At 72.8% G+C, this 22,547-nt stretch carries 19 protein-coding genes, 1 other RNA gene and 1 pseudogene; 8 read left to right on the plus strand and 13 right to left on the minus strand.

The window, feature by feature from the left end:
* Positions 1-200: 200 nt before the first annotated feature.
* A complete protein-coding gene (gene phnE, locus ACQ5SO_RS09850; RefSeq protein ID WP_430941426.1) occupies positions 201-2,453 on the plus strand; it encodes a phosphonate ABC transporter, permease protein PhnE in 2,253 nt (750 codons plus the stop codon).
* Positions 2,454-2,463: 10 nt separating this feature from the next.
* A complete protein-coding gene (locus ACQ5SO_RS09855) occupies positions 2,464-3,078 on the plus strand; it encodes a DapH/DapD/GlmU-related protein (protein WP_430941427.1) in 615 nt (204 codons plus the stop codon).
* Positions 3,079-3,216: 138 nt separating this feature from the next.
* Here the strand turns inward: ACQ5SO_RS09855 and ACQ5SO_RS09860 are convergent, their stop codons facing one another.
* Together ACQ5SO_RS09860 and ssrA are read right to left on the minus strand one after the other, a co-directional pair.
* Positions 3,217-3,690 (minus strand): SspB family protein, encoded by a 474-nt coding sequence (locus ACQ5SO_RS09860; protein WP_430941428.1) that lies wholly within the window; start codon positions 3,688-3,690, stop codon positions 3,217-3,219.
* A gap of 206 nt (positions 3,691-3,896) precedes the next feature.
* Positions 3,897-4,277, minus strand: a transfer-messenger RNA (tmRNA) gene (gene ssrA, locus ACQ5SO_RS09865).
* 138 nt (positions 4,278-4,415) lie between these two features.
* On the opposite strand from ssrA, the gene ACQ5SO_RS09870 reads away from it, so the two are divergent.
* Positions 4,416-5,582 carry an extracellular catalytic domain type 2 short-chain-length polyhydroxyalkanoate depolymerase gene (locus ACQ5SO_RS09870; protein ID WP_430941429.1) on the plus strand — a complete coding sequence of 389 codons (1,167 nt, stop codon included), beginning with the start codon at positions 4,416-4,418 and terminating at the stop codon, positions 5,580-5,582.
* Between the two features lie 220 nt (positions 5,583-5,802).
* On the opposite strand, the gene ACQ5SO_RS09875 is transcribed toward ACQ5SO_RS09870, so the two are convergent.
* The 3 genes from ACQ5SO_RS09875 to ACQ5SO_RS09885 all read right to left on the minus strand — a co-directional run bounded on the left by ACQ5SO_RS09875 (position 5,803) and on the right by ACQ5SO_RS09885 (position 8,806).
* Positions 5,803-6,297: a YHS domain-containing (seleno)protein gene (locus ACQ5SO_RS09875; RefSeq protein ID WP_430941430.1), complete on the minus strand. Its 495-nt coding sequence runs from the start codon at positions 6,295-6,297 to the stop codon at positions 5,803-5,805.
* A gap of 100 nt (positions 6,298-6,397) precedes the next feature.
* Complete coding sequence (locus ACQ5SO_RS09880; RefSeq protein ID WP_430941431.1) at positions 6,398-7,288, minus strand: isochorismatase family cysteine hydrolase; 891 nt, start codon at positions 7,286-7,288, stop codon at positions 6,398-6,400.
* Between the two features lie 351 nt (positions 7,289-7,639).
* On the minus strand, positions 7,640-8,806 hold the full coding sequence (locus ACQ5SO_RS09885) for an alpha-hydroxy acid oxidase (RefSeq protein WP_430941432.1): 1,167 nt from the start codon (positions 8,804-8,806) through the stop codon (positions 7,640-7,642).
* 174 nt (positions 8,807-8,980) lie between these two features.
* Here ACQ5SO_RS09885 and fumC point away from each other — a divergent pair, with 174 nt between their 5' ends.
* Entirely contained in the window at positions 8,981-10,372 is a 1,392-nt protein-coding gene (fumC, locus tag ACQ5SO_RS09890) for a class II fumarate hydratase (protein ID WP_430941433.1), read from the plus strand.
* A gap of 453 nt (positions 10,373-10,825) precedes the next feature.
* On the opposite strand, the gene ACQ5SO_RS09895 is transcribed toward fumC, so the two are convergent.
* Positions 10,826-11,386: a DUF1643 domain-containing protein gene (locus ACQ5SO_RS09895; protein WP_430941434.1), complete on the minus strand. Its 561-nt coding sequence runs from the start codon at positions 11,384-11,386 to the stop codon at positions 10,826-10,828.
* A gap of 124 nt (positions 11,387-11,510) precedes the next feature.
* Here ACQ5SO_RS09895 and ACQ5SO_RS09900 point away from each other — a divergent pair, with 124 nt between their 5' ends.
* Both ACQ5SO_RS09900 and ACQ5SO_RS09905 read left to right on the plus strand, forming a co-directional pair.
* On the plus strand, positions 11,511-11,756 hold the full coding sequence (locus ACQ5SO_RS09900; RefSeq protein ID WP_430941435.1) for a DUF4169 family protein: 246 nt from the start codon (positions 11,511-11,513) through the stop codon (positions 11,754-11,756).
* Positions 11,753-11,956: pseudogene (locus ACQ5SO_RS09905) on the plus strand (ribbon-helix-helix domain-containing protein); the annotation flags it as partial. The gene ACQ5SO_RS09900 and the pseudogene ACQ5SO_RS09905, both read left to right, overlap by 4 nt.
* Before the next feature lie 50 nt (positions 11,957-12,006).
* Here the strand turns inward: ACQ5SO_RS09905 and ACQ5SO_RS09910 are convergent.
* Together ACQ5SO_RS09910 and ACQ5SO_RS09915 are read right to left on the minus strand one after the other, a co-directional pair.
* Positions 12,007-12,741 carry a cytochrome c biogenesis CcdA family protein gene (locus ACQ5SO_RS09910; RefSeq protein ID WP_430941436.1) on the minus strand — a complete coding sequence of 245 codons (735 nt, stop codon included), beginning with the start codon at positions 12,739-12,741 and terminating at the stop codon, positions 12,007-12,009.
* Between the two features lie 113 nt (positions 12,742-12,854).
* Positions 12,855-13,763: a hypothetical protein gene (locus ACQ5SO_RS09915; protein ID WP_430941437.1), complete on the minus strand. Its 909-nt coding sequence runs from the start codon at positions 13,761-13,763 to the stop codon at positions 12,855-12,857.
* A gap of 197 nt (positions 13,764-13,960) precedes the next feature.
* Here ACQ5SO_RS09915 and ACQ5SO_RS09920 point away from each other — a divergent pair, with 197 nt between their 5' ends.
* Entirely contained in the window at positions 13,961-16,126 is a 2,166-nt protein-coding gene (locus ACQ5SO_RS09920) for a calcium-binding protein (protein WP_430941438.1), read from the plus strand.
* A 231-nt stretch (positions 16,127-16,357) separates the two neighbouring features.
* Here the strand turns inward: ACQ5SO_RS09920 and ACQ5SO_RS09925 are convergent, their stop codons facing one another.
* From ACQ5SO_RS09925 to ACQ5SO_RS09945, 5 genes are all read right to left on the minus strand, one after another.
* Positions 16,358-17,356: a ChaN family lipoprotein gene (locus ACQ5SO_RS09925; protein ID WP_430941439.1), complete on the minus strand. Its 999-nt coding sequence runs from the start codon at positions 17,354-17,356 to the stop codon at positions 16,358-16,360.
* A 61-nt stretch (positions 17,357-17,417) separates the two neighbouring features.
* The gene (locus ACQ5SO_RS09930; RefSeq protein ID WP_430941440.1) at positions 17,418-17,918 is read right to left on the minus strand and encodes a CreA family protein; all 501 of its coding nucleotides are present in this window, start codon (positions 17,916-17,918) and stop codon (positions 17,418-17,420) included.
* Between the two features lie 52 nt (positions 17,919-17,970).
* Positions 17,971-18,693, minus strand: coding sequence for a PAQR family membrane homeostasis protein TrhA (trhA, locus tag ACQ5SO_RS09935; RefSeq protein WP_430941441.1), 723 nt, complete (start codon positions 18,691-18,693; stop codon positions 17,971-17,973).
* A gap of 336 nt (positions 18,694-19,029) precedes the next feature.
* Positions 19,030-19,203, minus strand: coding sequence for a hypothetical protein (locus ACQ5SO_RS09940; RefSeq protein WP_430941442.1), 174 nt, complete (start codon positions 19,201-19,203; stop codon positions 19,030-19,032).
* Positions 19,204-19,342: 139 nt separating this feature from the next.
* Positions 19,343-20,863, minus strand: coding sequence for a DNA recombination protein RmuC (locus tag ACQ5SO_RS09945; RefSeq protein WP_430941443.1), 1,521 nt, complete (start codon positions 20,861-20,863; stop codon positions 19,343-19,345).
* Between the two features lie 186 nt (positions 20,864-21,049).
* Here ACQ5SO_RS09945 and ACQ5SO_RS09950 point away from each other — a divergent pair, with 186 nt between their 5' ends.
* Positions 21,050-22,423 carry an alpha/beta fold hydrolase gene (locus tag ACQ5SO_RS09950; RefSeq protein ID WP_430941444.1) on the plus strand — a complete coding sequence of 458 codons (1,374 nt, stop codon included), beginning with the start codon at positions 21,050-21,052 and terminating at the stop codon, positions 22,421-22,423.
* The last annotated feature ends 124 nt before the right edge of the window (positions 22,424-22,547 follow it).

Here is a 22,547-nt window from a genome sequence, read left to right on the forward strand (position 1 = left end):
CGGTCGGAAAAAGCGGCCCCGGACGCGCGTCCGGGGCCGCGCCGCGTATGACCGGCGGGCGCGTATCGGCCCGCCGCCCCTTCTTCCCTTCATCGCCCGCCGCCCCCCCGCGCCGCCGCTTCCCGGCCGCGGGCCGCGCGTGCAGGCGGCCCGGGCGCATCCCGCCGCGCCCGGCCCGCATGTCCCGGAGACCCCCTCGCATGGCCGACGCAGACGACCGAACCGGCGCGCGCACCGCCGCCCTGACGCACGCGGCGCTGGACCTCGCCCGCCGCCGCCGCCTCTACACCCTGTTCGGCGCGCTGCTGATCCTCGCGGTCCTCGTCTCGGGCTACGACGTCTCCAACGAGATGAACTCGGGCGGGTTCCTGTCGGGTCTGCCGCTGTTCTTCGACTATCCCGCCGCCCTGTTGGCCGAGGCGTGGGAGAAGCGCGCGGGCTTCCCGGGGCTGCTGGTCCGCTTCCTGCCCGCCCTGCTCGAGACGCTGAACATCGCCCTGACCGCGACCCTGCTGGGCGGGGCTGCGGCGGTGGCGCTCTCGCTGGCCGCGACGCGCGGGCTGGGGGCGCCGGGCTGGCTGGTCTCGGCCACCCGCCGCACCATGGACGTGATGCGCGCCTTCCCCGAGCTGATCCTGGCGCTGTTCCTGATCTACGTGCTCGGCGGCTCTCCGGTCCCGGCGATGATCGCGGTCGCCTTCCATACCGCGGGCGCGCTGGGCAAGCTCTTCGCCGAGGTGAACGAGAACGCCGCGCAGGGGCCGCTTGAAGGGCTGTCCGCCGGGGGCGCCTCCTGGCTGCAGCGCATCCGCTTCGGGCTGCTGCCGCAGGCGGCGCCGAACTGGCTGAGCTATTTCCTGCTGCGGCTGGAGATCAACGTGCGCGCCTCGGCCATCCTGGGCTTCGTCGGCGCGGGCGGCATCGGCACCGAGCTTCGGCGCACCATCGGCTGGGGCAAGGGGTCGGGCGACGAGACGATGGCGCTGTTCGTGCTGCTGCTCGCCTCGATCTTCGTGATCGACCAGTTCAGCTCCTGGGCGCGGGGGCGGCTGACCCGCGGCGCGGGGGACGAGGTCGGCGCCGGGCCCGATGCCGCGCGCGGGCGCATCCGCCGCCGGTCGCTGCTGACCATCGGCTTCCCGGCGCTGGCGCTGGTCTATCTCGGCTATGCCTGGGTCGCCTTCGACGTGCCGGGGCTGATCGAGAAATCCCGCCCCGAGCGCGCCGCGATCCTCGCCTCCGACGCGGTGTCCTACAAGACCCACGTAACCGCGGACCTGCGCCGCGGCGGCATCGAGGTGGCGGTGGAGGGCGAGCGCCTCGCGACCTACGACCCCGCGGCCCTGCCGGTCTGGGCGCAGGTCGACGGGAACGTTGCGCAGGCCGATCTCGGGAACGGGGTGCGCGCGCGGATCGACGGCAAGACGCTGGCCCTCTTCGTGCCGGGTTATGGCGAGATCACCGCGACCGCCTCCGCCGCGGGCGTCGAGACGGTCCTGCCCGCGGGGCCGGTCCCCGACTGGCTGATCGTGCGCGGCAACAAGCTGGACGCGCGCACGCCGATGGGCCCGCGCGCGCAGGTCTCGCGCGCCAAGATCGAGCTGCACCGGTTCCATTTCGGCTGGGAGCATTTCTGGTTCGACTTCCGCTCGCCCCTGCAGGGGCTGGGCTGGGGCGAGCTGGCGGCGCTGGCGCTCTCCGCCGACCGGATCGAGCCGGGGATGTCCAACGCCTGGTTCATGGTGCAGGAGTTCCTCGGCAACCAGGAATGGCAGCACCGGGCGGTGTTCGTGGCGGTGTTCGAGACGCTGATGATGGCGGTGCTGGGCACGCTGACCGCGGCCTTCGTGGCGCTGCCGCTGGCGGCGCTGGCGGCGCGCAACTTCTCGCCCTCGGGGACCGTGCGCTTCGCGGTGCGGCGGCTGTTCGACCTGCTGCGCGGCATCGACATGCTGATCTGGTCGCTGATCTTCATCCGGGCCTTCGGGCTCGGGCCGCTCACCGGCGCGCTGGCCATCGCCTTCACCGACACCGGCACGCTGGGCAAGCTGTTCTCTGAGGCGCTGGAGAACGTGGACGAGAAGCAGATCGAGGGCGTCCACGCCGCGGGCGCGACGCGGCTGCAGAAATGGCGCTACGGCGTGCTGCCGCAGATCGCGCCGGTGTTCGTCAGCCAGGGGCTCTATTACCTCGAATCCAACGTGCGCTCCGCCACGGTGATCGGCGCGCTGGGCGCGGGCGGCATCGGGCTGATGCTGGTCGAGACCATGCGCACCTCGCGCGACTGGGAGAACACGGCCTGGATCGTGGCGCTGACCATCGCGCTGGTCTCGGTGATGGACGCGGTCTCGACCCGGCTGCGGCGGCGGCTGATCGACGGCGGGGCCGAGAAGGCGGCGGCGCGCGGGGCGAAGGCCGCCGCGGGCCCCCTGCCCGCCCCGGCGGCGGCCTGAGGGGGCGGTGATGGCGAAGCTCTCCGAAACCCCGCTGGTGCATGAGGGCGCGCGCGTCGTGGACTGCCGCCTCGGGCGCTATACCGAGGTGATGGCGGGCGCGCTGCTGGTGCGCACCGAGATGGACGACTATTCCTATGTCGCCGGGAACAACGACGTGACGGACAGCCGGATCGGCAAGTTCGCCAACATCGCCTCGGGGGTGCGGATCAATCCCGGGAACCACCCGCACTGGCGCGCCTCGCAGCACCATTTCATGTACCGCGCCTCGGATTACTGGGACGGGGCCGAGGACGAGGCGGCGTTCTTCGAATGGCGCCGGGGCCAGCCTTGCCTGATCGGGCATGACACCTGGATCGGGCACAACGCGGTGGTGCTGGCGGGGGTGACGGTTGGGACCGGGGCCATCGTCGGCGCCGGGGCCGTGGTGTCGAAGGATGTCGCGCCCTACACCGTGGTGGGCGGCGTGGCGGCGGCGCCGATCAAGCGCCGGCACCCCGAGGCCGTGGCGGAGCGGCTGATGGCGCTGGCCTGGTGGGACTGGGACCACGAGGCGATCCTGGCGGCGCTGCCGGATTTCCGGGCGCTGTCGGTCGAGGCGTTCCTGGAGAAATACGGGGGGTGATGGCCCTTGCGGGCCTGCGATGGGGAAAGAGGGGCGAGCCCCTCTCTCCCCCTCGCTCCCCGTGGCAGGCGTGCCGCGCAAAACAAAGGGCCGCGCCCCGTTGCCCGGGGCGCGGCCCTTGTCGCATTGCGGGGGCGTTCAGCCCTTGCGGAAGCGGTCGAGGCTGACCACGTCGCCGCCGCCCCGGGGCGGATCCGGCTCGGGATCGGGATCCAGCTCCTCCGGGATCTCCGGGGCCTCGTCCTCGTCATCCACCTCGTGCCCGTCGAATTTCAGCCCGAACTCCGCGTGCGGATCGACGAACTGCAGCACCGCGTCGAACGGCACCACCAGCGTCGCCGGGCGGTCCGAGAAGGACAGCGTCACCGTGAACCGGTCGGCGGTCACCGCGAGATCCCAGAACTCGTGCTCGAGCACGATGGTGATCTCCTCGGGGAACTGCGCCTTCAACCAGTCCGGCATGGTCACGCCCGGATGGGTCGTGTCGAACTTGATGTAGAAGTGGTGTCCGCCGATCGGCCCGCTCTCGGCCACCAGGCCGAGCGCCTCGGCCAGCACGCCGCGCAGGGCGCGCTGCATCATTCCACCGTAATCGATATGACCCTCGGTCATCCCGCCTCCATTCGGCCCGTCTCTGGCTCGTATATGCGAACCTTATCCGATTCTGCAGGCGAAGGAAGGCGCCCGGCGGCGCGAAAACCATCCCCTTCGCCGCCTGCGCCGGGAGGTCGCGGGGGCGGGCCGCGCGGCGCGCGCGCACGCGCGGGCGGCGGCGCACAGAAGCGCGCGCGAAGCGGTCGGGTCCCGGGAAAGAGGAAAGTGCAGGCTTCTGTTGCCAGGCGCCTGCGAGCCCCGCCTTACGCCGCTAAGCGCAAGGACTTAAGTTTCGGTTTGGGCGCTGCATTACGCAGCGACGGCCACCGGAGCACGGTTGTCATTGGCAACTGTACGTTTTGCACCGGTAACGGTGGTAGCTCACCGAGCGAAAGCAACACCTTTACACGTCCGTCGATCCTGTTTCGGCCCCATGCCGCCCCTTGGATCCCGCCGCGTCCAATGATCGCCGGGAGGGGTGATTGGTGGAGCCGCCGGGTACCGCCCCCGGGTCCGATCCGCTTATTCCGTGCGCGTTTATCGCCATAGTCCCCCCGAAAGGAGACAGCCCATATATGGCCCGCCGCGCGGCGCGCTTCAAGGCGCCGTCGCGCGGCGCGCGCGACCGGGCGCGGCATTTTTCACGCTGCGCTGCGGCGGCGTTCATGCTGCAGCGCACGCAAAACGTGTAGACTTGGCGCGACCTCCCCGCCGCCCCGGCCCTGACAGACGGAGCCACGCCGATGCGCCCCCATGCCGCCGCCGCCCTCGCCTGCCTCGCCGCCCAGCCCCTTGTCGCCCCGTCCCTTGTCGCCCCGGCCCTTTTCGCCCCGCCCCTTGTCGCACTGGCCCTCGCCGCGCCCGCTTCCGCCGAAACGCCCCTGCCCGCGCTGTCGCTGGAGCCGGGGGTGACGGTCTCGGGCCTCTCCTCGGGCGCCTACATGACGGTGCAGGTGCAGACGGCGTTCTCGTCCCGCATCACCGGCGCGGGGGTGGTCGCGGGCGGGGTCTATGGCTGCGCCAACGGCTGGCCCAACCGGGCGCTTGTCGCGCTGCAGAAATGCATGGCCCAGACCATCGGCGCCCCGACCGCCGCGGGGGCCGAGGCCGAGGTCGCCGCGATGGCCGCCGGGGGCCATATCGACGACCCGGCGGGGCTGCTCGACGACCGCGTCTACCTCTATCACGGCGAATCGGACGAGACGGTGCACCGCCCGGCGATGGACGCGCTCGACGCGTATTACGAGGCGATCGGCATCCCCGACGCGGCCGCGAACTACGTCACCGACATCGATTCCGGCCACGCCTTCCTGACCCCGCGCGGCGACGTGCCCTGCGCGACGACCGAGCCCGATTTCCTCAATGATTGCGACGTGGCGGGGGCGGACGTGGACCAGGCGCATGACATCCTGGCGCATCTGCTGGGGCCGCTGGACCCGGCGGGGACCCCCGACCCGGACCGCCTGCTGGAATTCGACCAGGCGCTCTACACGGGCGGCGCCATCGGCATGGACCCGAAGGCCTACGCCTATATCCCCGAAGCCTGCGAAAGCGGCGAGACCTGCCGCCTGCACATCGCCTTCCACGGCTGCAAGCAGGGCCGCAGCTGGCCCTTCGCCAGCGCCGACGGCGACGTGATGGGCAGCCGCTACCCGCGCCTGACCGGCTACAACCGCTGGGCCGAGAGCAACCGGATCGTGGTGCTCTACCCCCAGGCCATGGCGTTCCCGTCGAGCTTTCTGAACCTCTATAACGGCAACCCGGACGGGTGCTGGGACTGGTGGGGCTATTCCGACGCGCAGTTCGCCTGGTGGGACGTGAGCGGGGCGGGGTACCTCGCCAAGGACGCGCCGCAGCTGGCCGCCATCGCCGCCATGGCCGCCGCGCTGGGGGCGCCGCTGACGGAGTAAGGCGCGGCCCTGCGCAAGAAACCCCGCCCCGGCGCTCGGGCCGGAACGGGGCGAGGATGAGCGCGAGGCAGGCCCCGCGCGCGCAGACCGGCGGCGGGGCGCAGCCGTCGCAGCGGGCCTCCGGGCCGGGCGTCCGGCGCGCAGGCCCCGCGGGGCGCGACGGCGTGGGGCGGCCCGGCGGGCGGGCCGCCCCCGCCGCCCCCCACTCGCCTCGGCGTCTTCAGCTGTTGGCCTCGGCCACCGGCAGCGCCTTCAGCCCGTCCCAGGCCTTGTAGGCCTTGGCGATCCAGCCGACCTTGTCCTCTTCATACATGCGGTACACAGCCTCGTTCAGGAACACGTAGAGCTTGCCGTCGACGATATCCGCCCAGCGCGGCGCGGCGTCGAGCTTCTTGCCCAGCGCGACGCCCAGCGTGCAGAAGCCGCCGAAGCGCGGCAGGTAGCGGTCGGGGTCGGCGGCGAAGGCGGCCTGGGAGGCCTCGGTCTCGAAGTAATAGGCCACGCCCTCGTGCACATGGGTGTAGGCGGCGCGGCCGTCGACGCGGCCCTTGCCGGTGGAAAGCGCCACCGCGTCATAGCCGCGAAGGGCGACGTGGCGCCCCTCGACCGTGGTCCCGAGCGAGACGTTGACCTCATCCGCCGCGAAGGCGGGGGTGATGTAGCCGGCGGCGAGCAGCGCGAAGCCGAGGGCGGGCAGGATCAGGGCGGTTTTCATCGGGGTTCTCCTTGGGTTTTCGGTTTGGGATGCGCGCGGCCCCCTCCCCCGCCGGGTCGGCGGGAGGCGTGGCGGGGGCCGTGCGGAGGGGTGTGGGGCGTCAGCCCGCGGCGAGGGCGCCCATGCGGGTCACGGCCTCGGCCGAGGTCCAGACGGCGTTGGCCATCATGCGGAAGTTGATCAGCGCGGCGTGGTAGCCGTCGCCCTCGGGGACCTTCGCCCCCGCGGTGGCGTCCTTGACCACGGCGACCTCGAACCCCTGCTCGAGGAACTCGCGCATGTGGCTCTCGACGCAGAGGTTCGCGGACATGCCCGCGAGGATCACCTGGTCGACCTTGAGCTTCCTCAGCTGCAGCGTCGCGTCGTTCTGCTCCGGCCCGTAGACCTTGTGCGGCGAGGTGATGATCGTCTTGCCGTCGAAGATGTAGTCCCGGTACTCGGGCATGAAATCGGCGCCCGAGCCCGGGATCGCGTCGGTCGAAAGCGGCCCCGGCGTGTCGAACATGCCGATGGAATGCATGGCCTTTTCCAGCGCGCCCTCGAATTTCCAGGCGTGGTCATGCGGGTAGTAATAGTGAGGCGAGATGATCACCGGCATGTCGGCCCGCTTGGCCGCGGCGAAGAGGCGGGCGAGGTTCGCGACCACGTCATGCTCGGTCACGCTTTCGCCGACCACGCCCCAGGCGACGCCCTCGGGCGAGAGGAAGTCGATCTGCGGGTCGACCACCAGCAGGGCGGCGCGGCCCTTCTCCAGCGCCATGGTCGAGGGCGGCAGCGCCGGCTCGGACGGCTCGGCATATTTCGCGAGATCGTCGCCGACGGCGGCGCGGGCCTGACCGGCGAGGGCCGCCCCCGCGGCGGCGCCGGCGGCGGCCACGGCGCCGGACAGGACCGAGCGGCGGGAGAGCCGGGCGTGCGCGGCGTGCTCGGCCTGGAGGTCGGAATTGTCGATGATGGCGGGGACGGGATGGGAATGCGGGTCGTTGCACATGGTGCGGGTCTCCTTCCAGCGATTGCGCCGGGAGGTGTCCGGCGCCCAGTGGGTGTGGCGGGGGGGTGAACCGATCTGTTCACCCGGTGATGCCAGAGATGTACCGATCTGTTCACTCTTTCAAGCGGGAAAATGCCGCCCATCACATGTGCAAATTGCGGTTTTTCATTGTGAAATCACGATTTCTCACGCGAAATCAGCGCCAAGGGCGAAACCCCTCAGACGAAACCTCAAGCTAAAAAGTTTACCGATCTGTTCCCCATGGGCCAGAACGACGCCGCCCGCGCCCCGGATCAGGGGGCGCGGGCGGCAGGTTCGAGTCGTCCCGGGAGGAAGCTCAGCCCCCGCCGATCAGCCCTGGCCGAGCCGCCCCGGAAGGTCGTCCAGCCGCCCTGCCCCGAGCTGGTGCATGACGTTGGTCAGCTCATCCCCCAGCGCGTGGAAGGCATGCGCCGCTCCCGCCGCCCCGGCCGAGGCGGCGGCCCAGATGAAGGGGCGGCCCAGCAGGCACGCATCCGCCCCCAGCGCATAGGCCCGCGCCAGGTCATGCCCCGAGCGCAGCCCCGAATCCGCCAGCACCGTCATCCGGTCGCCCACCGCCTCCTTCACCCGCACCAGCGCCTCGGCGCTGCTCGGGGCCGCATCGAACTGGCGCGCGCCATGGGTCGAGACGACGACGCCGTCCGCCCCCGCCTCCAGCGCCGCGCGCGCGTCCTCGACCCCCAGCACGCCCTTGACCACCAGCGGCCCGTCCCACTGGCGGCGCAGCTCGGCCAGGATCTCCGGCGTGATCCGCTGGTTGATCCGCCGCCCGACGAAGGCGGCCACGTCGCGCATGTCCTCGGGCGTCGCGTATTTCACCAGCGTCTCGAAGGTCGGAACCCCGCGGCGCAGGGTGGCGGCGAGCCAGTGGGGATGCATCAGAAGGTCCGCGATCATCGCCGGGGTCATCTTCGGCGGCATCCCCACGCCCGCCCGCCGCTGGCGTTCGCGGCGCGAGGGGATGGGCACGTCGCAGGTCACCAGCAGCGCGCCGAACCCCGCCGCCTGCGCGCGCGCCACGATGTCGGCCCGCATCTCGGCGTCATTGGGCGCATAAAGCTGGAACCAGGAGCCGGGGGCCGCGTCGCCCACCGCCTCGATGCTCTCCCCCGCCACGGTGGAGAGGGTGAAGATCCCCCCCGCCGCCCGCGCGGCCTTCGCCAGCATGATCTCGGCCCCCGGCCAGAGCAGCGAGGCGAGGCCGATGGGCGCGACGCCGAAGGGGCGCACGTAGCGCCGCCCGAAAATCTCGCGCGCGGTGTCGGGGGCGGAGATGTCCGCGAGGTGCCGGGGGGTCAGCGTCACCGCCTCCCACCCCGCCCGGTCGCGCGCGAGGCCGCTTTCCGCCGCCACCCCGCTGTCGAGATATTCCCACGCCACCCGCGGGATCCGCCGCTTCGCCGCCCGCCGGTGATCGTCCAGCGCGGGCCGCGCCATCTCGAGCTGCGCGATCCGCGCCGCGTGTTCCTGGTTCATGTCCCCTCCCATGGGCTGGCCCGCAAGCTGCCCCGCCCGCCGCGGCGCGGTCAAGCGTTCCGCATCCCCGGCGGCGGCGCCCCGGCGCGGCGCCTCACCCGCCGCATTGCCGCGGGACTGGGCGCCGGTGTATACCGCCCCCCGACCCCCAACCCGCCGTGGAGGACGAGGCCCATGACCGCCACCCGCACCGAGACCGACAGCTTCGGCCCGCTCGAAGTTCCCGCAGACAAGTACTGGGGCTGCCAGACCCAGCGCTCGCTGATGAACTTCCCCATCGGCTGGGAGAAGCAGCCGGTCTACATCGTCCGCGCCCTCGGCGTGATCAAGGCGTCCGCCGCCAAGGCCAACATGGCGCTGGGCAATCTCGAGGAAGAGATCGGGAACGCCATCGTCGCCGCCGCCACCGAGGTGGCCGAGGGCAAGCTCGACGATCACTTCCCGCTGGTGGTGTGGCAGACCGGGTCCGGCACCCAGTCCAACATGAACGCCAACGAGGTCGTCTCGAACCGCGCGATCGAGATGCTGGGCGGCGAGCTCGGCTCCAAGACCCCGGTGCACCCGAACGACCACTGCAACCGCTCGCAGTCCTCGAACGACACCTTCCCGACCGCCATGCACATCTCGGCCGCCATGCAGGCGCGCGACGTGCTGCTGCCGGGGCTGCGCAAGCTGCACGCCGCGCTGGCGCTGAAGGCCGAGAAGTTCAAGGACATCATCAAGATCGGCCGCACCCACACCCAGGACGCGACGCCGCTGACGCTGGGCCAGGAATTCGGCGGCTACGCCTTCCAGGTCGCGCAGGGCATCGACCGGGTCGAGCGCGCGCTGCCGAACATCTACAAGCTGGCGCAGGGCGGCACCGCCGTGGGCACCGGGCTGAACGCCAGGATCGGCTTCGCCGAGAAGTTCGCCGAGGAAGCCGCCGCGATGACCGGCCTTCCGTTCGAGACGGCGCCGAACAAGTTCGAGGCGCTGGCCGCCCATGACGCCATCGTCGAGATGTCCGGCGCCCTCAAGGTCGTCGCGGCGTCGCTGTTCAAGATCGCCAACGACATCCGCCTGCTGGGCTCCGGCCCCCGCTGCGGCCTCGGGGAGCTGCTGCTGCCCGAGAACGAGCCGGGCTCCTCCATCATGCCGGGCAAGGTGAACCCGACCCAGTGCGAGGCGCTGACCCAGGTCTGCGCCCACGTGATGGGCAACGACGCCGCCATCGGCTTCGCAGGCAGCCAGGGGCATTTCGAGCTCAACGTCTACAAGCCGATGATGTCCTACAACCTGCTGCAGTCCATGCAGCTGCTGGGCGACGCCGCCTCGGCCTTCACCGACAACTGCGTGGTGGGCATCGAGGCGGACGAGGACCGCATCTCCAAGCTGATGTGGGAATCGCTGATGCTGGTGACGGCGCTGGCGCCCGAGATCGGCTATGACAACGCCACCAAGGTCGCCAAGACCGCGCACAAGAACCGCACCACCCTGAAGGAAGAGGCGATCCGGCTCGGTTTCGTGGACGAAGAGACCTTCGACCGCGTGGTCCAGCCCCAGGACATGATCGCCCCGAAGTGATCCGCGCCTTAACCGCGCCGGACCTTCAGGATGATGCGCCCGCCCCGGAAACGGGGCGGGCGTTTCGCATGTCCGGGAGGGGGCGGTGAAGGCGCGCCGGGCGGGCCGCGGCGGCGGCCCCCCTGAAACGCGAGAGAGGCCGGCGCGTGGGGTACGCCGGCCTCTGCAAGCAGGTTTTCAACTCTGTACGCTACGCTTCATTCAAACCGCGGACCCCCGCGAGGTACGCTTACAAGTGCGGGGTGCCCGTTGCGGTTGACCACTAGATGGGCGAAAACCCGCTTAAGAGCAAGCCTGAATGAACCTTTTCAAAGCGAACTGTAGGAGTGTTCAGCCGGGCGCCGATAATTCATGTACATTAGTCGTATGGCAGCGACGATCCGCCGATTTTTCGCTCGCTATGCTGGCCTTTAATGAACCGGAAATGAAGACCCGATCCCGCCGCGGCTCGAATCAGGTCCCGTCGAAGCGAATCGGTGTCGAATCCTTACGCATGTAGAGCGGGTGCCGCGGCGCCCCGGCCTTGGTCAGGCCGAGGCACCAGAGGTCATGCCCGTCGGCCCGCAGCGCCTCCACCACCGCCTGTCCATGGACCTGCAGCTTCGGCGCCAGCGCCCCGAAGGCGAGCATGATGCGCCCGGCCCCGGCCGCCTGTTCGCGGATCAGCGGCAGGTTCGCGGGGCTGCAGGGCGCGACGCCGGGCGCGACCAGGTCCTTCGGGTGCGTCGCGCGGTAATCCATGACGTTGCACTTCACGAAGCGCCCGAAGCCCCACTGGCGGGAGAAGTCCGTCTCGCGCCGCACGGTCGGGTCGTCCACGTCGGCGGCGGCGGTCGAGGGGTTCATCCCGATCCACAGGATCATCCCCTCGCCCCCCGCCAGGTCGCGCGTCAGCATCGGACGGTAGCGCCCGCAGTCCGAGAACACCGCGCCCCCGGTCACGTCCCCGGCCAGCTTCAGCCGCACCTTGCCCCTGGGGTCGTGCTTGTCCTCCGCCCTGCCTTCTGGGCCCATGCCGCGCCCTCCTGTCCTTGCCTCGCGTTCGGGAGCATAGATGGACCGCGCGCGGGGGGCGGGGCAACCCCTCCCCCCCGCTCCGCGCGGGCGCTATATTGGCCCCAGCATGGAAGGAGCGCGCATGGCCGAGATCGTGAACCTGCGGCAGGCCCGCAAGGCGAAGTCCCGCGCCGAGGCGCGGGCGAAGGGCGACGCCAACGCCGCGAAGCACGGGCGCAGCAAGGCCGGGAAGGCCCGCGACGACGCCGAGCGCGAGGCCGGGATCCGCAAGATCAACGGCCACAGGCGCGAGCGGGACGGCGACGACGCCACGGGCGACGACACGAATGGCGACACGGGCGACGACACGGGCGGCGAAGACGCATGAGCGCCCCCGCCCCACCCGCCAAGCGCTCGCTGACGCTGATGGGGCACCGGACCTCGGTCAGCCTGGAACCGGCGTTCTGGGAGGCGTTCCGGGCGCTGGCCGCGCGACGCGGCCTGCCGCTCAACGCGCTGGCCGCGCGCATCGACGCCGGGCGGCCGCCGGAAGTGGGGCTGGCCTCGGCCATCCGCCTCGCGGTGCTGGCCGACCTGCAGGAGAGGCTGGCGGCGGCCGAGGCCCCCGACGCGGACGATCAGCCGATGGTGCCGAGCACGGGGAAGGTCTCCAGCAGCCAGTAGGAGATGTCCGAGAAGCTGCCCGAGATCATCAGGATCCCGACGGCGATCAGCATCGCGCCCATCGCCTTCTCGACCATGCCCATGTGGCGGCGGAAGCGCGTGGCCCAGGCCAGGAACGGCTTGACGAAGAAGGCCGCCAGCACGAAGGGCGTGCCGAGGCCCAGCGCATAGACCGAGAGCATGGCGACGCCCTGGGCGATGCTGTCCTCCTGCGCCGCGAGCCCGAGGATCGAGCCGAGGATCGGCCCGATGCAGGGCGTCCAGCCGAAGGCGAAGGCGAGGCCCATCACGTAGGCGCCGCCATAGCTCCCGGCCTGCGCCGGGCCCTGCAGCCGCGCCTCGCGGTACAGGAACGGGATGCGGATGATCCCGAGGAAATGCAGGCCCATCAGCACGATCACCCCGCCCGCGATCTGCCCCAGCAGGTACTTGTGCATCGCCAGCGCCTGCCCGAGCGCCGAGGCGGTGGCCCCGAGGGTGACGAACACCGTCCCGAGCCCCGCGACGAAGAACAGCGACGCGATCTGCACCCGCCGGGCGACCTTCGCGTCCACCTCCTCGCCCGACACCTGGTCAAGCGTCGTGCCCGCCAGGAACGCCAGATAGGGCGGCGCCAGCGGCAGCACGCAGGGCGACAGGAAGCTGAGCAGCCCGCCGATGAAGGCGGTGAGGATGCCGATGGACTCCATTCAGGCGCGGCCTTTCGGTGGTGGCGATGCAGCGCAGATAGCCCATCGCGGCCCCCGGGTCACCGGGACGCGGGCGCGCGGGCGGTCACCTCTGCGTGGGCGGCGCGGGGGGCCTATTCGGCGGCGCCGTCCTGCGCGGCCTCGTCCTCGGGCGCTGCGGGCGCGGGGGCGGAGGCGGGGGCGGTCGGCGCTGCGTCGGCCTCCTCCTCCTCCGGCGTCTCCACGACGTCCGGCGGCGCCTCCTGCCCCGCCCCGGGCGCGACCGAGAGGAGATAGGCCAGCACGTCCTCGACCTGCTGCGGGCTCAGCCAGGGCTGGCGCAGGTCCGGCTGCACCCGCGCCTTGTCGAAATCGACCGCGTGGAAGGCGGGCATGGCCGAGGCCCCGAAGAAGCCCGGCTCGACGATCCACAGCCGTATGGTCCCGGCGCGCATCCGCACGCCGATGCCGGTCAGGTCCGGCCCCTCGGCCAGCGCGTAATCGGCGGCCAGCGGCGCGTCGATGCGCGGCCCGTCGAGCCCCGCCTCGGCGGCCGCCTCCGCCTCGGCCTCGAGCTCGGCCACCGCATCCTCGCGCCAGCGCGGCAGCGGCGCCCGGCGCGGCGCCTCGGGCAGCGATTCGATCTCGTCCGGCGGCGGCGGGGCCAGTTCGGGACCGGGCTCGGGGTCCGGCTCCGGCGGCAGGGCCGAGAGGACCACCTGCGGCGCATAGGGCGACAGCCCCTCGCCCGCGATGCGGTGGCAGGCGGCGCAGCCCCCCGTCTCGCGGTCCCGGAACAGGGATTCGCCGCGCAGCGGGTCGCCGCGCAGCCCGGCCAGCGGCTCGGGGATCTCGCGCCCGTTGACCACCGTGTAGCCGGCGATGGCGACGGGGCCCGGCGCCTGGGCGGCGGCGGGCGCGGCGGCGGCGACGACGGGGACGCCGACGGCGAGCGCAAGGGCCCGGATGGCGGCCCGGGCAACGGCGCGCGGGGCGGCGCGGCGGGCGCGCGGGGCGCGGGGATTGGCGGCGAAGCTGGTCATTTCGGCTGCAGGTATAGCGGGTGCCGCGACGCTTCGAAAGCCGCGCGCGCGGGCCGCGCCGGGCCGCCCCCGGGCGCAGGGTTAATCCCCGGAAACGCTGTTAAGGACAGGCGTTTACCCCTGCTTCAGCGGCATCGGCGAATGTCTGCCCCGGGTGAGTTGCTTGTTGCGTAAGCTTTGGGAAAACGGGGTGCGTCATGTCCCGCAGCGTTCCGGCCGTGTATGCGGCCCTGTCAGAAACCGTGTCCGCCTCCAGCCCCGCCATCGTCGGCGGGGCCGGCCGCCAGTACCTGCGCGGCGGCGACGGCGATGACTTCATCTATGCCGACCGCGAGACCGCCGGCACGCTGATGCGCGTGGCCGACGGCGTGCGCTCGGCCGAGTTCGGCGCGCTGAGCGCCCCGACCCTGGCCGCGGCGGCCGAGATCGACGGCCATGTCGTGTTCTACGGCGCCGACGCCACCCTGGGCCGCGGCGGCGTCGCGGGCTGGGAAGTGGACGGGAGCGGCGCCCTGCTGGGCGTCTGGTCCCAGTCGGCCAACTACTATTACGAACCCGTGCTGACCGGCGCCCGCGCCGTCCACGCGCTGCGCCATGACGGCGCCGCGTGGCTGGTCACCGGCGGCTGGGGCGTCTCGCTCTCGCGCATCGACGACGCGGGGCGGCCGCGTCTCGTCGACACCGCCTACGCGATGGGCGGCGACGGGCTGGCGCGCCCCGGCGCCTTCGCCTCCTGGTCCGAGGGGTCCGACCTGCACCTGCTGATCGGCGGCTGGGACGAGGACGGCCTGACCCATTACCTCTGGGACGGCGCGGCGCTGTCGCTGCAGGAGCGGATCGAGGACAGCGTCGAGACCCGCCTGTCGGACGTCGCGGCGATCGAGACCGTGTCCCTGGACGGGCGCTTCGTGCTCACCCTGTCGTCCCGCGACGGCGGGCTGACCGTGTGGCGCCGGGAGGCGGGCGGGCTGGTCGAGGTCGACGGGCGCAGCTTTGCAGATGACGAGACCGGGTTCGACCTGGCCGGCGCGACCTCGATGGCGGTGATCGAGCAGGTCGGCCAGGCGCTGGTCTACGCCGCCACCGACCGCGGCATGCTGGTGGCCTACCGCCTCTCGGCCGATGGCCAGCTGACCCGCCTTTATGAGCGCGGCGACATCAGCCACGTGGCCCAGCTGCGCATCGGCGCGGCCGATTTCCTCGCCGTCTCGGACGGCTCGGACCGGGTGCGGCTGATGGAGATCGGCGCCGGCGGGGCGCTGAGCGAATACGGCGCGGTCTCGCTGGGCGAGGACGCGCTGACCGGCGCGCTCGAGGCGGTGGAGATGGGCGGCAGCGCCCTGCTGATGGTGGCGCGGCCCGACGAGGGCGGCTTCGACCTGGTGGAATTCGCCCGCGACGGCGACGACCTGGTCTATGCCGGCAAGGGCGCGGACACGGTGCGCGGCGGCGGCGGCGCGGACCGGATCTTCGGCCAGGGCGGCGCCGACACGCTCTGGGGCGAGGATGGCGACGACCTGCTGCTGGGCGGGGCGGATGATGACGTGCTCGACGGCGGCGACGGCGATGACGAGCTGCGCGGCGGCGCCGATCACGACGTGCTGACCGGCGGCCTCGGCAACGATCACCTCAAGGGCGGGAACGGGCGCGACGTGATCGACGGCGGCGAGGGGAACGACATCCTGCGCGGCGGGATGCTGGCCGACCGGATCGACGGCGGCGCGGGGCGCGACCTGATCCGCGCGGGCTATGGCCACGACACCGCCTGGGGCGGCGAGGATGACGACGAGATCTACGGCCAGCAGGGCTTCGACAACCTGTTCGGCGGCGGCGGGAACGACTGGATCGGCGGCGGCAATGGTGACGACCAGATCTGGGGCGACGGCGGCGACGACGTGCTGCTGGGCGCGCTCGGCGACGACGTGATCGAGGGCGGGCTCGGCAATGACGAGATCCGCGGCGGCGGGCACAAGGACACGCTTTACGGCAATGGCGGCGACGACTTCCTGTTCGGGGACGAAGGCGCGGACCACCTCGATGGCGGCTGGGCCTCGGACTATCTCGACGGCGGCCGGGGCCCGGACACGCTGATCGGCGGCGCGGGGAACGACATCCTGGTCGGCGGCGGCGGCGCGGACGTGTTCCGCTTCGGCGGCCCGTTCGGGCGCGACGTGATCCTCGATTTCGACCAGAAGGGCGACCTGATCGCCTTCGACGGCGGCCCGGCGGGCATGGGCCAGCTGGTGATCGAGAACGGCGCGCAGGGCGCGGTGGTGCACATGGGCGATCCGCTGATCAACTCGATCACCCTGGTAGGGGTGGCGGCCGAGGATCTCTCGCGCGCCGACTTCCTGTTTGAATAAGGGGCCCGGCGCCGCGGCGCCGAGGCCCTGACCGAACCCGCGTGGACGGAGCGCGACACCTCACCCACCCGCTCCCGATCCGTCCATGCGAAGGCCGCCCCGTCCGAATCCCCGGACGGGGCGGCGATTTGTTTTGGGGTGGATATTCGGGGGGCTTCCGCCCCCCGATGCCCCCCGACCAAGGGGGCATGTCCCCCTTCGAAACCCCGCGGAACGGCTGGGCGCCCGCGCCTATTGCGCCGCTTGCGCCTTGTTCTGCATCCGGGCGCGCAGGGCGGCGCAGGGATCGGCGCCGTCGCCGGGGGCGCGCGTGGACACCGCGAGGATGTCGAAGACCGGGCCGTCCGGGTTCTGCGCGGCCCAGGGGGCGAGCGCCTCTTGCCAGCTTTGCCCCGGCGCGGCGGCGGCCTGGCCGATCACCAGCAGGTCCGCGTCCGGCGCGGCGGCGGCGATGTAGCGGGGCGAGCCCCGGCCCCGGCGCGCATGGCCGTTGCCGGTGACCAACACCGGCGGCCCGGCCTCGGGATCCCCCGCTTCGACGGCGCGCAGGAGGGCGTCGGCGAAGGCGGCGTCGCGCAGGCGCTGCGCCTCGACCATGCCGGGGGCCATCGCCTCGGGCAGCGCGCCGCAATGGGCGTCGATCTGCTCGACGCGCATCGCTTCGGCCATGTCTGCGGGCAGCGGCGTGTCGAGGGCATACGCCGCGGCGTCGCCCTCGAAGGCCGCGGCGGCCCCCTCCTTGATCGCCAGGCGCAGCGCGCTGCGCGGCAGGCCCGCGCCGAGCGCGGGGGCGTCCGGGGCGAGGGCCTCGATCGGCGGCGCCCAGGCGGCGTAGCGGTCCCAGGCGGCGGCCTCGCGGGTCTTCGCCCCCGCGGCCTCCGGCCCTCCGGCGGCGCGCAGCTCGGCGAGGGCGGCCTCGCGCGCGCGCGGGACCATCTCGAACGCCGCGGCGCGGGCCTGGATGGCGGAGATCAGCGCCGCCTGCACCTGCTGGTGGACGGGTTGGTCATGGATCTCGCCCACGATCACCAGCTCGGCGGCGCGGGCCCGGGCGGCGACCTCCGCGAAGCTGAGCGCCTCGCCCGAGGGCAGCGCGTGGAAGGTGACGCCGGGAGGCGGCGCGGCGCTCCGCTCGCCCCCGCCCGTGCAGGCGGCGAGGGCGAGGGCGAGCGCGGCGGCGCCGAAGAGCGCGGCGCGGCGGGCGAGGCGGGGGGCGGAGGCGCGTGTCATGGCGCGGAAGATAGCACGCCCCCGCCCCGCGTCCCGCCCCCCGGCGCGCGCCCCCCTGCGTTCAGTCGTCATAGACCGGCGCCCCCGGCGCGTCCTGCGCGCCCCAGGGGGCCAGCACCACCGCGGAAATGGCGTTCTTGGGCGAGCCGTCGATCAGCCTGTCCGAATAGGTCAGGTAGATCAGCGTGCGCCGCGCGGGGTCATAGAAGCGAACCACCTGGATCGACTTGAAGACGATGGAGGTGCGGGTCTTGAACACCTCCTCGCCTGCCTCGAGCGCGTCGAGGAAGCGGATCGGCCCGACCTGGCGGCAGGCGATGGAGGCGTCGGACTTGTCCTCGGCCAGCCCCAGCGAGCCCGAGATGCCCCCGGTCTTGGCGCGGGAGACGAAGCAGGACACGCCCTCGACCTTCGGGTCGTCGAACGCCTCGACCACGATCTTGTGGTTGGCGCCGAACAGCTTGAAGGCGGTGTCGACCTCGCCCACCTGCTCGGCGAAGGCGGGGGCGGCGAGGACGGGAAGGGCGGCGGCGACAAGGGCGGCGAGGGCCGGGCGAAGCATCTGGCGGTCTCCTGCGGTCTGCGGCGGCGCGCGGGCGCGCGCCCCCCGCGGATCAGGAGGCGCGCAGGCTCACCTCGGTGATCACCGCGCTGTAGAAGGTGAATGTGGCGACGACCACGAAGCCATGCCAGATGGCGTTGTGAAACGGCAGGCGTTCCCAGAGGAAAAAACCGATCCCCGCGGTGTAGGTCAGCCCGCCGACAAGGGCGAGGATAGCGGTGGCCGCCGCCAGCGGCTCGGCCCCCGCGCCGGGGAAGAACAGCGCCAGCCCCGCCCAGCCGAGCGCGATGTAGAACAGGAGCGACAGGCGCTGCAGCCGGTGCGGGGCGATCAGCTTGGCCGCAGCCCCCCCGAGCGCCCCGGCCCAGACCGCGCCCAGCGCCCAGCCCGACCAGGCCCCGCCGACGAGCACGGCGAAGGGCGTCTGGCAGCCCGCGATCTTCAGGTAGATCGCCGCGTGGTCGAAGCGGCGCAGGACGGCGCGCGCGCGCTCGCGCGTCTCGGGGCACAGGTTGTAGGCGGCCGAGCAGCCGAACATCGCCAGCATCGCGGCGCCATAGACCGAGACGGCGGCGATCAGCGCCCCCTCGCCATGCAGCAGCGCCGCGAGGACGATCATCACCGGGATGCCCATGAGCGCGAGGACCAGCCCCGCCGCGTGCACCGCCGCGTCGGCGGCGATCTCGGCGCGGGTCAGGGGCCGGGGGGCGGGCGTCGCCTCCAGCGGCACGGCGGCCGAGGGGGCGCGCTCGGGGCTGATGGCGCGGTCGTCCATGTGGTTAAGGATGTGGGGGCGGAGGTCTGCGCGCAACCCAAAGTCGGCGCGGATTCGAGGCGATTTCGAGGCGTCCCGCCCCGTCCGGGGTCCGCGCCGGTCGCCGCCGCCGCAGCGCGGGGCCGCCGGGGGCCGCCGGCCAGGGGCGTATCAAGGGGGACGTCCCCGGGCTCTTGTCCGGGGCTCTTGTCCGGGGCGCGCCGCCCGGCGCCGCTCCCCGGGGCTTGTCCGGCAAGGACCGCCCCGCGGGCGCAGCCGCGCCCTGCCCGCCCCCGCCCGCGCGGGGACGCCGGGTCTTCGGCCGTCCGGCGGGCGCATCCGCCCGCCGCGCCGGGATCAGTCGAGCGACAGCTCGCTCTGGCGCTTGAGCACTTCGCCCCCCGCGCCGTCCACGAGATACGCGCTCTCGCGCGCCTCGGAGAAGCCGCCGGGACCGTGCACGCCGCTGATCGCCGCGTAGACCTCGCGCACCACGCCGAAGCCCGCGCCGCCGGCGCCGTACCATCTCACCGCATCACCTTTCTGGAATCCCATCGATCTAGCCTTTCGTCTTCGGGTCCGCCGTTGAGGACCACTCTTTCTGAAAGAAATGACGATCCGGTTCCGAAACCACCCCAAATCACGGATTCGGGAATTGGAAATGCTGATTTCACTCCGCCGCTTCGGGCGCGGGCGTCTCTTCAGGGTCCTGCAGCTCCGCGCCGCCCGCCGCCGCGGGGGCCAGGCGCTTGGCGGTCCTGGCGCCAAGCTTGCGCAGCGTCTCGACCTGGGAGAGCACCGAGCCCTGCCCCGTCGAGAGCTGCGCCATGGCCGTCCGGTGGCTGTCGGCCGCGCGGGCGATGGAGGCCCCGGCACGGTCCAGGTTCTCCACCGCAAGAACCATCTTATCATAAAGTCGCCCGGCCCGCTCGGCGATCGCGTCGGCATTGGCGTTGCGCCGCTCGATGGACCAGACGCTCTCGATCGTGCGCAGCGCCATCATCAGCGTGGTGGGCGTGGCGATGGTCACGCCCTTCTCCAGCGCGTGCGCCGTCAGGGCGCCGTCGGCGCGCAGCGCCTCGGCCAGCGCGCCCTCGATGGGCATGAACATCACCACGTACTCGGCCGAGCGCGCCTCCGCCTCCTGGTAGGCCTTGGCCCCGAGCCGGTCGACATGGGAGCGCACCGAGGCGAGGTGCCGGGCGCGGGCGGCGGCGGCGGTCTCCTCGTCCTCGGCCGCCATCGCCTCGGCATAGGCGGTCAGCGAGACCTTGGAATCGATCACCAGCGTGCGCCCGCCGGGCAGGCGCAGCACCACGTCGGGGCGCAGGCGGGATCCATCCGCGGCGATGCGGTGGGCCTGGACCTCGTATTCCTCGCCCTTGCGCAGCCCCGAGCGTTCCAGCAGCGTCTCGAGCACCATTTCGCCCCAGGCCCCCTGGGCGCGGGTGTCGCCCTTGAGCGCCTGCGCAAGGTCCCGCGCATCCTTGGCGAGATCGGCGGAGCGGCGCGAGAGCTGGTCGATCTCGGCCTTCAGCCGCTCGCGGTCGCGCGCGGCGCCTTCATTGGCCATGGCGAGCTGTTTCTGGAACCCGTCGAGCTGCTGTTTCAGCGGCCCCACCACGCCGCCCAGCGCGGCGCCGTGGGTGTTGGCGAGGCGGTCCTGGCTGCGGGCCAGCGCATCGTCGGCCAGCTTGGCGAGGCGGTCATCCACCTGCGCGCGCAGGTCCGCCAGCCGCGCCTCGTGCGCGGCCCGCGCGGCGGCCTCGGCCTCGGCCGCGGCCTCCAGCGCCGTGACCTTGCGCAGGGCCGCGTCGCGGGCGGCGCGCAGGGCGTCCCGCTCCTCCTCCAGCCGCGCGAGGCGGGTTTCCAGCGGCGCGATCCGCTCGGCCCGGGCCTCCAGCGCCGCGGCATGGGCGGCGGCGGCGGAAAGGCGCTCTCCCATCCCGTCCAGCCGGTCGGCCAGCCGGTCGCGCTCGGCGGCCAGCGCGGGGGCGCGGGCGGCGTCGGCGCGGGCCTCGGCCAGGGCGGCGAGGGCGCCGTCCCGCTCATCCTCCATCTGCGCCAGCGCCCGGCGCGCGCCGCCCTGCGCCCTGGCGGCGAGCATCAGCGCCAGCAACGCCAGCGCGGCGAGGGCGGGGATCAGCGGTTCGTCTTGAATCGCAGACAGATAGGGGGCGAGCGCGTCCATGGAGCCTCCGGCGGTCCTCGGGGCGGAATCATGGAACAAATCGGGAATCGGCGCAATGGGGGTCGCGGCCCGCCCCGCCCGGCCCGCCGGTCCGGGGCATTCGAGACGATTTCGAGGGGCCGCGTGCTTTGCAGGCGGCTGACGTAGCGGCAGACTGCAGCCGAACCCCGACATCCAGGACGCGCGATGACCCAGCGAACCGCCGCCATCCTTTCCGCAGACGTGGTCCAGGCGACCGCGATGATGGAGCGCGACGGCGAGGGCGCCCTGGCGCGTCTGAAACGGCTGCGCCACGAGGTGGTGCAGCCGGCGATCGCCGGGCGGCGCGGGCGGGCCTTCAAGGTGATGGGCGACGGGCTGCTGGCCGAGTTCCCAGCCCCCGGCGCGGCGGTGGCCGCGGCGGTGGAGATCCAGCGCAGCCTCGCCTCGGGCGCCGGGCGCGCGGCGGGCGGGGCCGAGATCGCGCTGCGCATCGGCGTGCATCGCGGGGCGGCGATCCCCGACGGGCTCGACCTTTACGGCGACGCGGTGAACGGGGCGTCGCGGCTTCAGGCGCTGGCCCGGCCCGGCGGCGTGGCGGTCTCGGGCCCGGCCTGGGCGGGGGCGGGCGGGCTGCAGCTGCGCCCGCGCGACGGCGGGATGCAGGCGCTGCGCGGCTTCTCTCGCCCGGTGCGGGTGCTGTTCATCGACGGCCCCGAGACGACCCCCGCCGGCCCCGCCGCCCGCCAGCGCATCTACTCCGTGAAGGGCGGCGGCGGCGCCGAGATCGCCTGGACCCGCCACGGCGACGGCCCGCCCCTGCTGCGGGCGGGGCATTACCTGACCCATATGCACCACGACTGGGAAAACCCGGTCTGGCGCCCGACGCTCGACCTGATGGGCGCGCGGTTCCGGGTGGTGCGCTACGACATGCGCGGCTCGGGCCTGTCCGAGCGGCGCGTGCCGGACATGTCGCTGGACCGCTATGTCGAGGACATGGCCGCGGTGGCGGACGCGGCCGGGCTGGAGCGGTTCCCGGTGCTGGCCCTGTCGCAGGGGGTGGCGGTGGCGCTGCGCTTCGCCGCGCGGTTCCCCGAACGGGTGACGGCGATGGCGTTCTGGGGCGGCTTCGCCCGCAGCCGCCTCGCGCGCGGGGACCCGGCGGCCGAGGCCGAGGCGGAGGCGCTCCTGGGCCTGATCCGCGTCGGCTGGGGCGCCCATGGCAGCCCGTTCCTCAAGGCGTTCACGGCGATGTTCATGCCCGACGCCACCCCGGCCCAGGTCGACGGTTTCGTCGAGACCCAGCGCGCCTGCGCCGATGTCGACGGCGCGGTGCGGGTGCGCGAGGCGATCCACCGGTTCGACGGGCTCGACGCCGCCGCGGCGCTGAACCTGCCGCTGCTGATCGCCCATGCCGAGCGGGACGCGGTGGCGCCGCTGGCCGAGGCGCAGCTGATCGCCGAGCGGGTTCCCGGCGCCGCGCTGGTGCGCTTCGACAGCGACTCGCACGTGCTGCTGCCGCAGAACGCCAACTGGGCGGCGCTGGACCTGATGCTGGATTTCCTGGCCGCGCACGGCTGACCCCGCGCGCCCCGCCGGCGGGGATGGAGGGGGAGCGCGAGGGGGAGCTTCGGGGGCCTCGGCGGCGATGACTTCGGCCGGGGAGAGGCGGGCGAGCATCGGCCCGAGCCCTGCGCGCGGGCAG

The organism is Rhodovulum sp. DZ06 (genome assembly GCF_050586345.1).
GTDB lineage: Bacteria > Pseudomonadota > Alphaproteobacteria > Rhodobacterales > Rhodobacteraceae > JBOCEF01.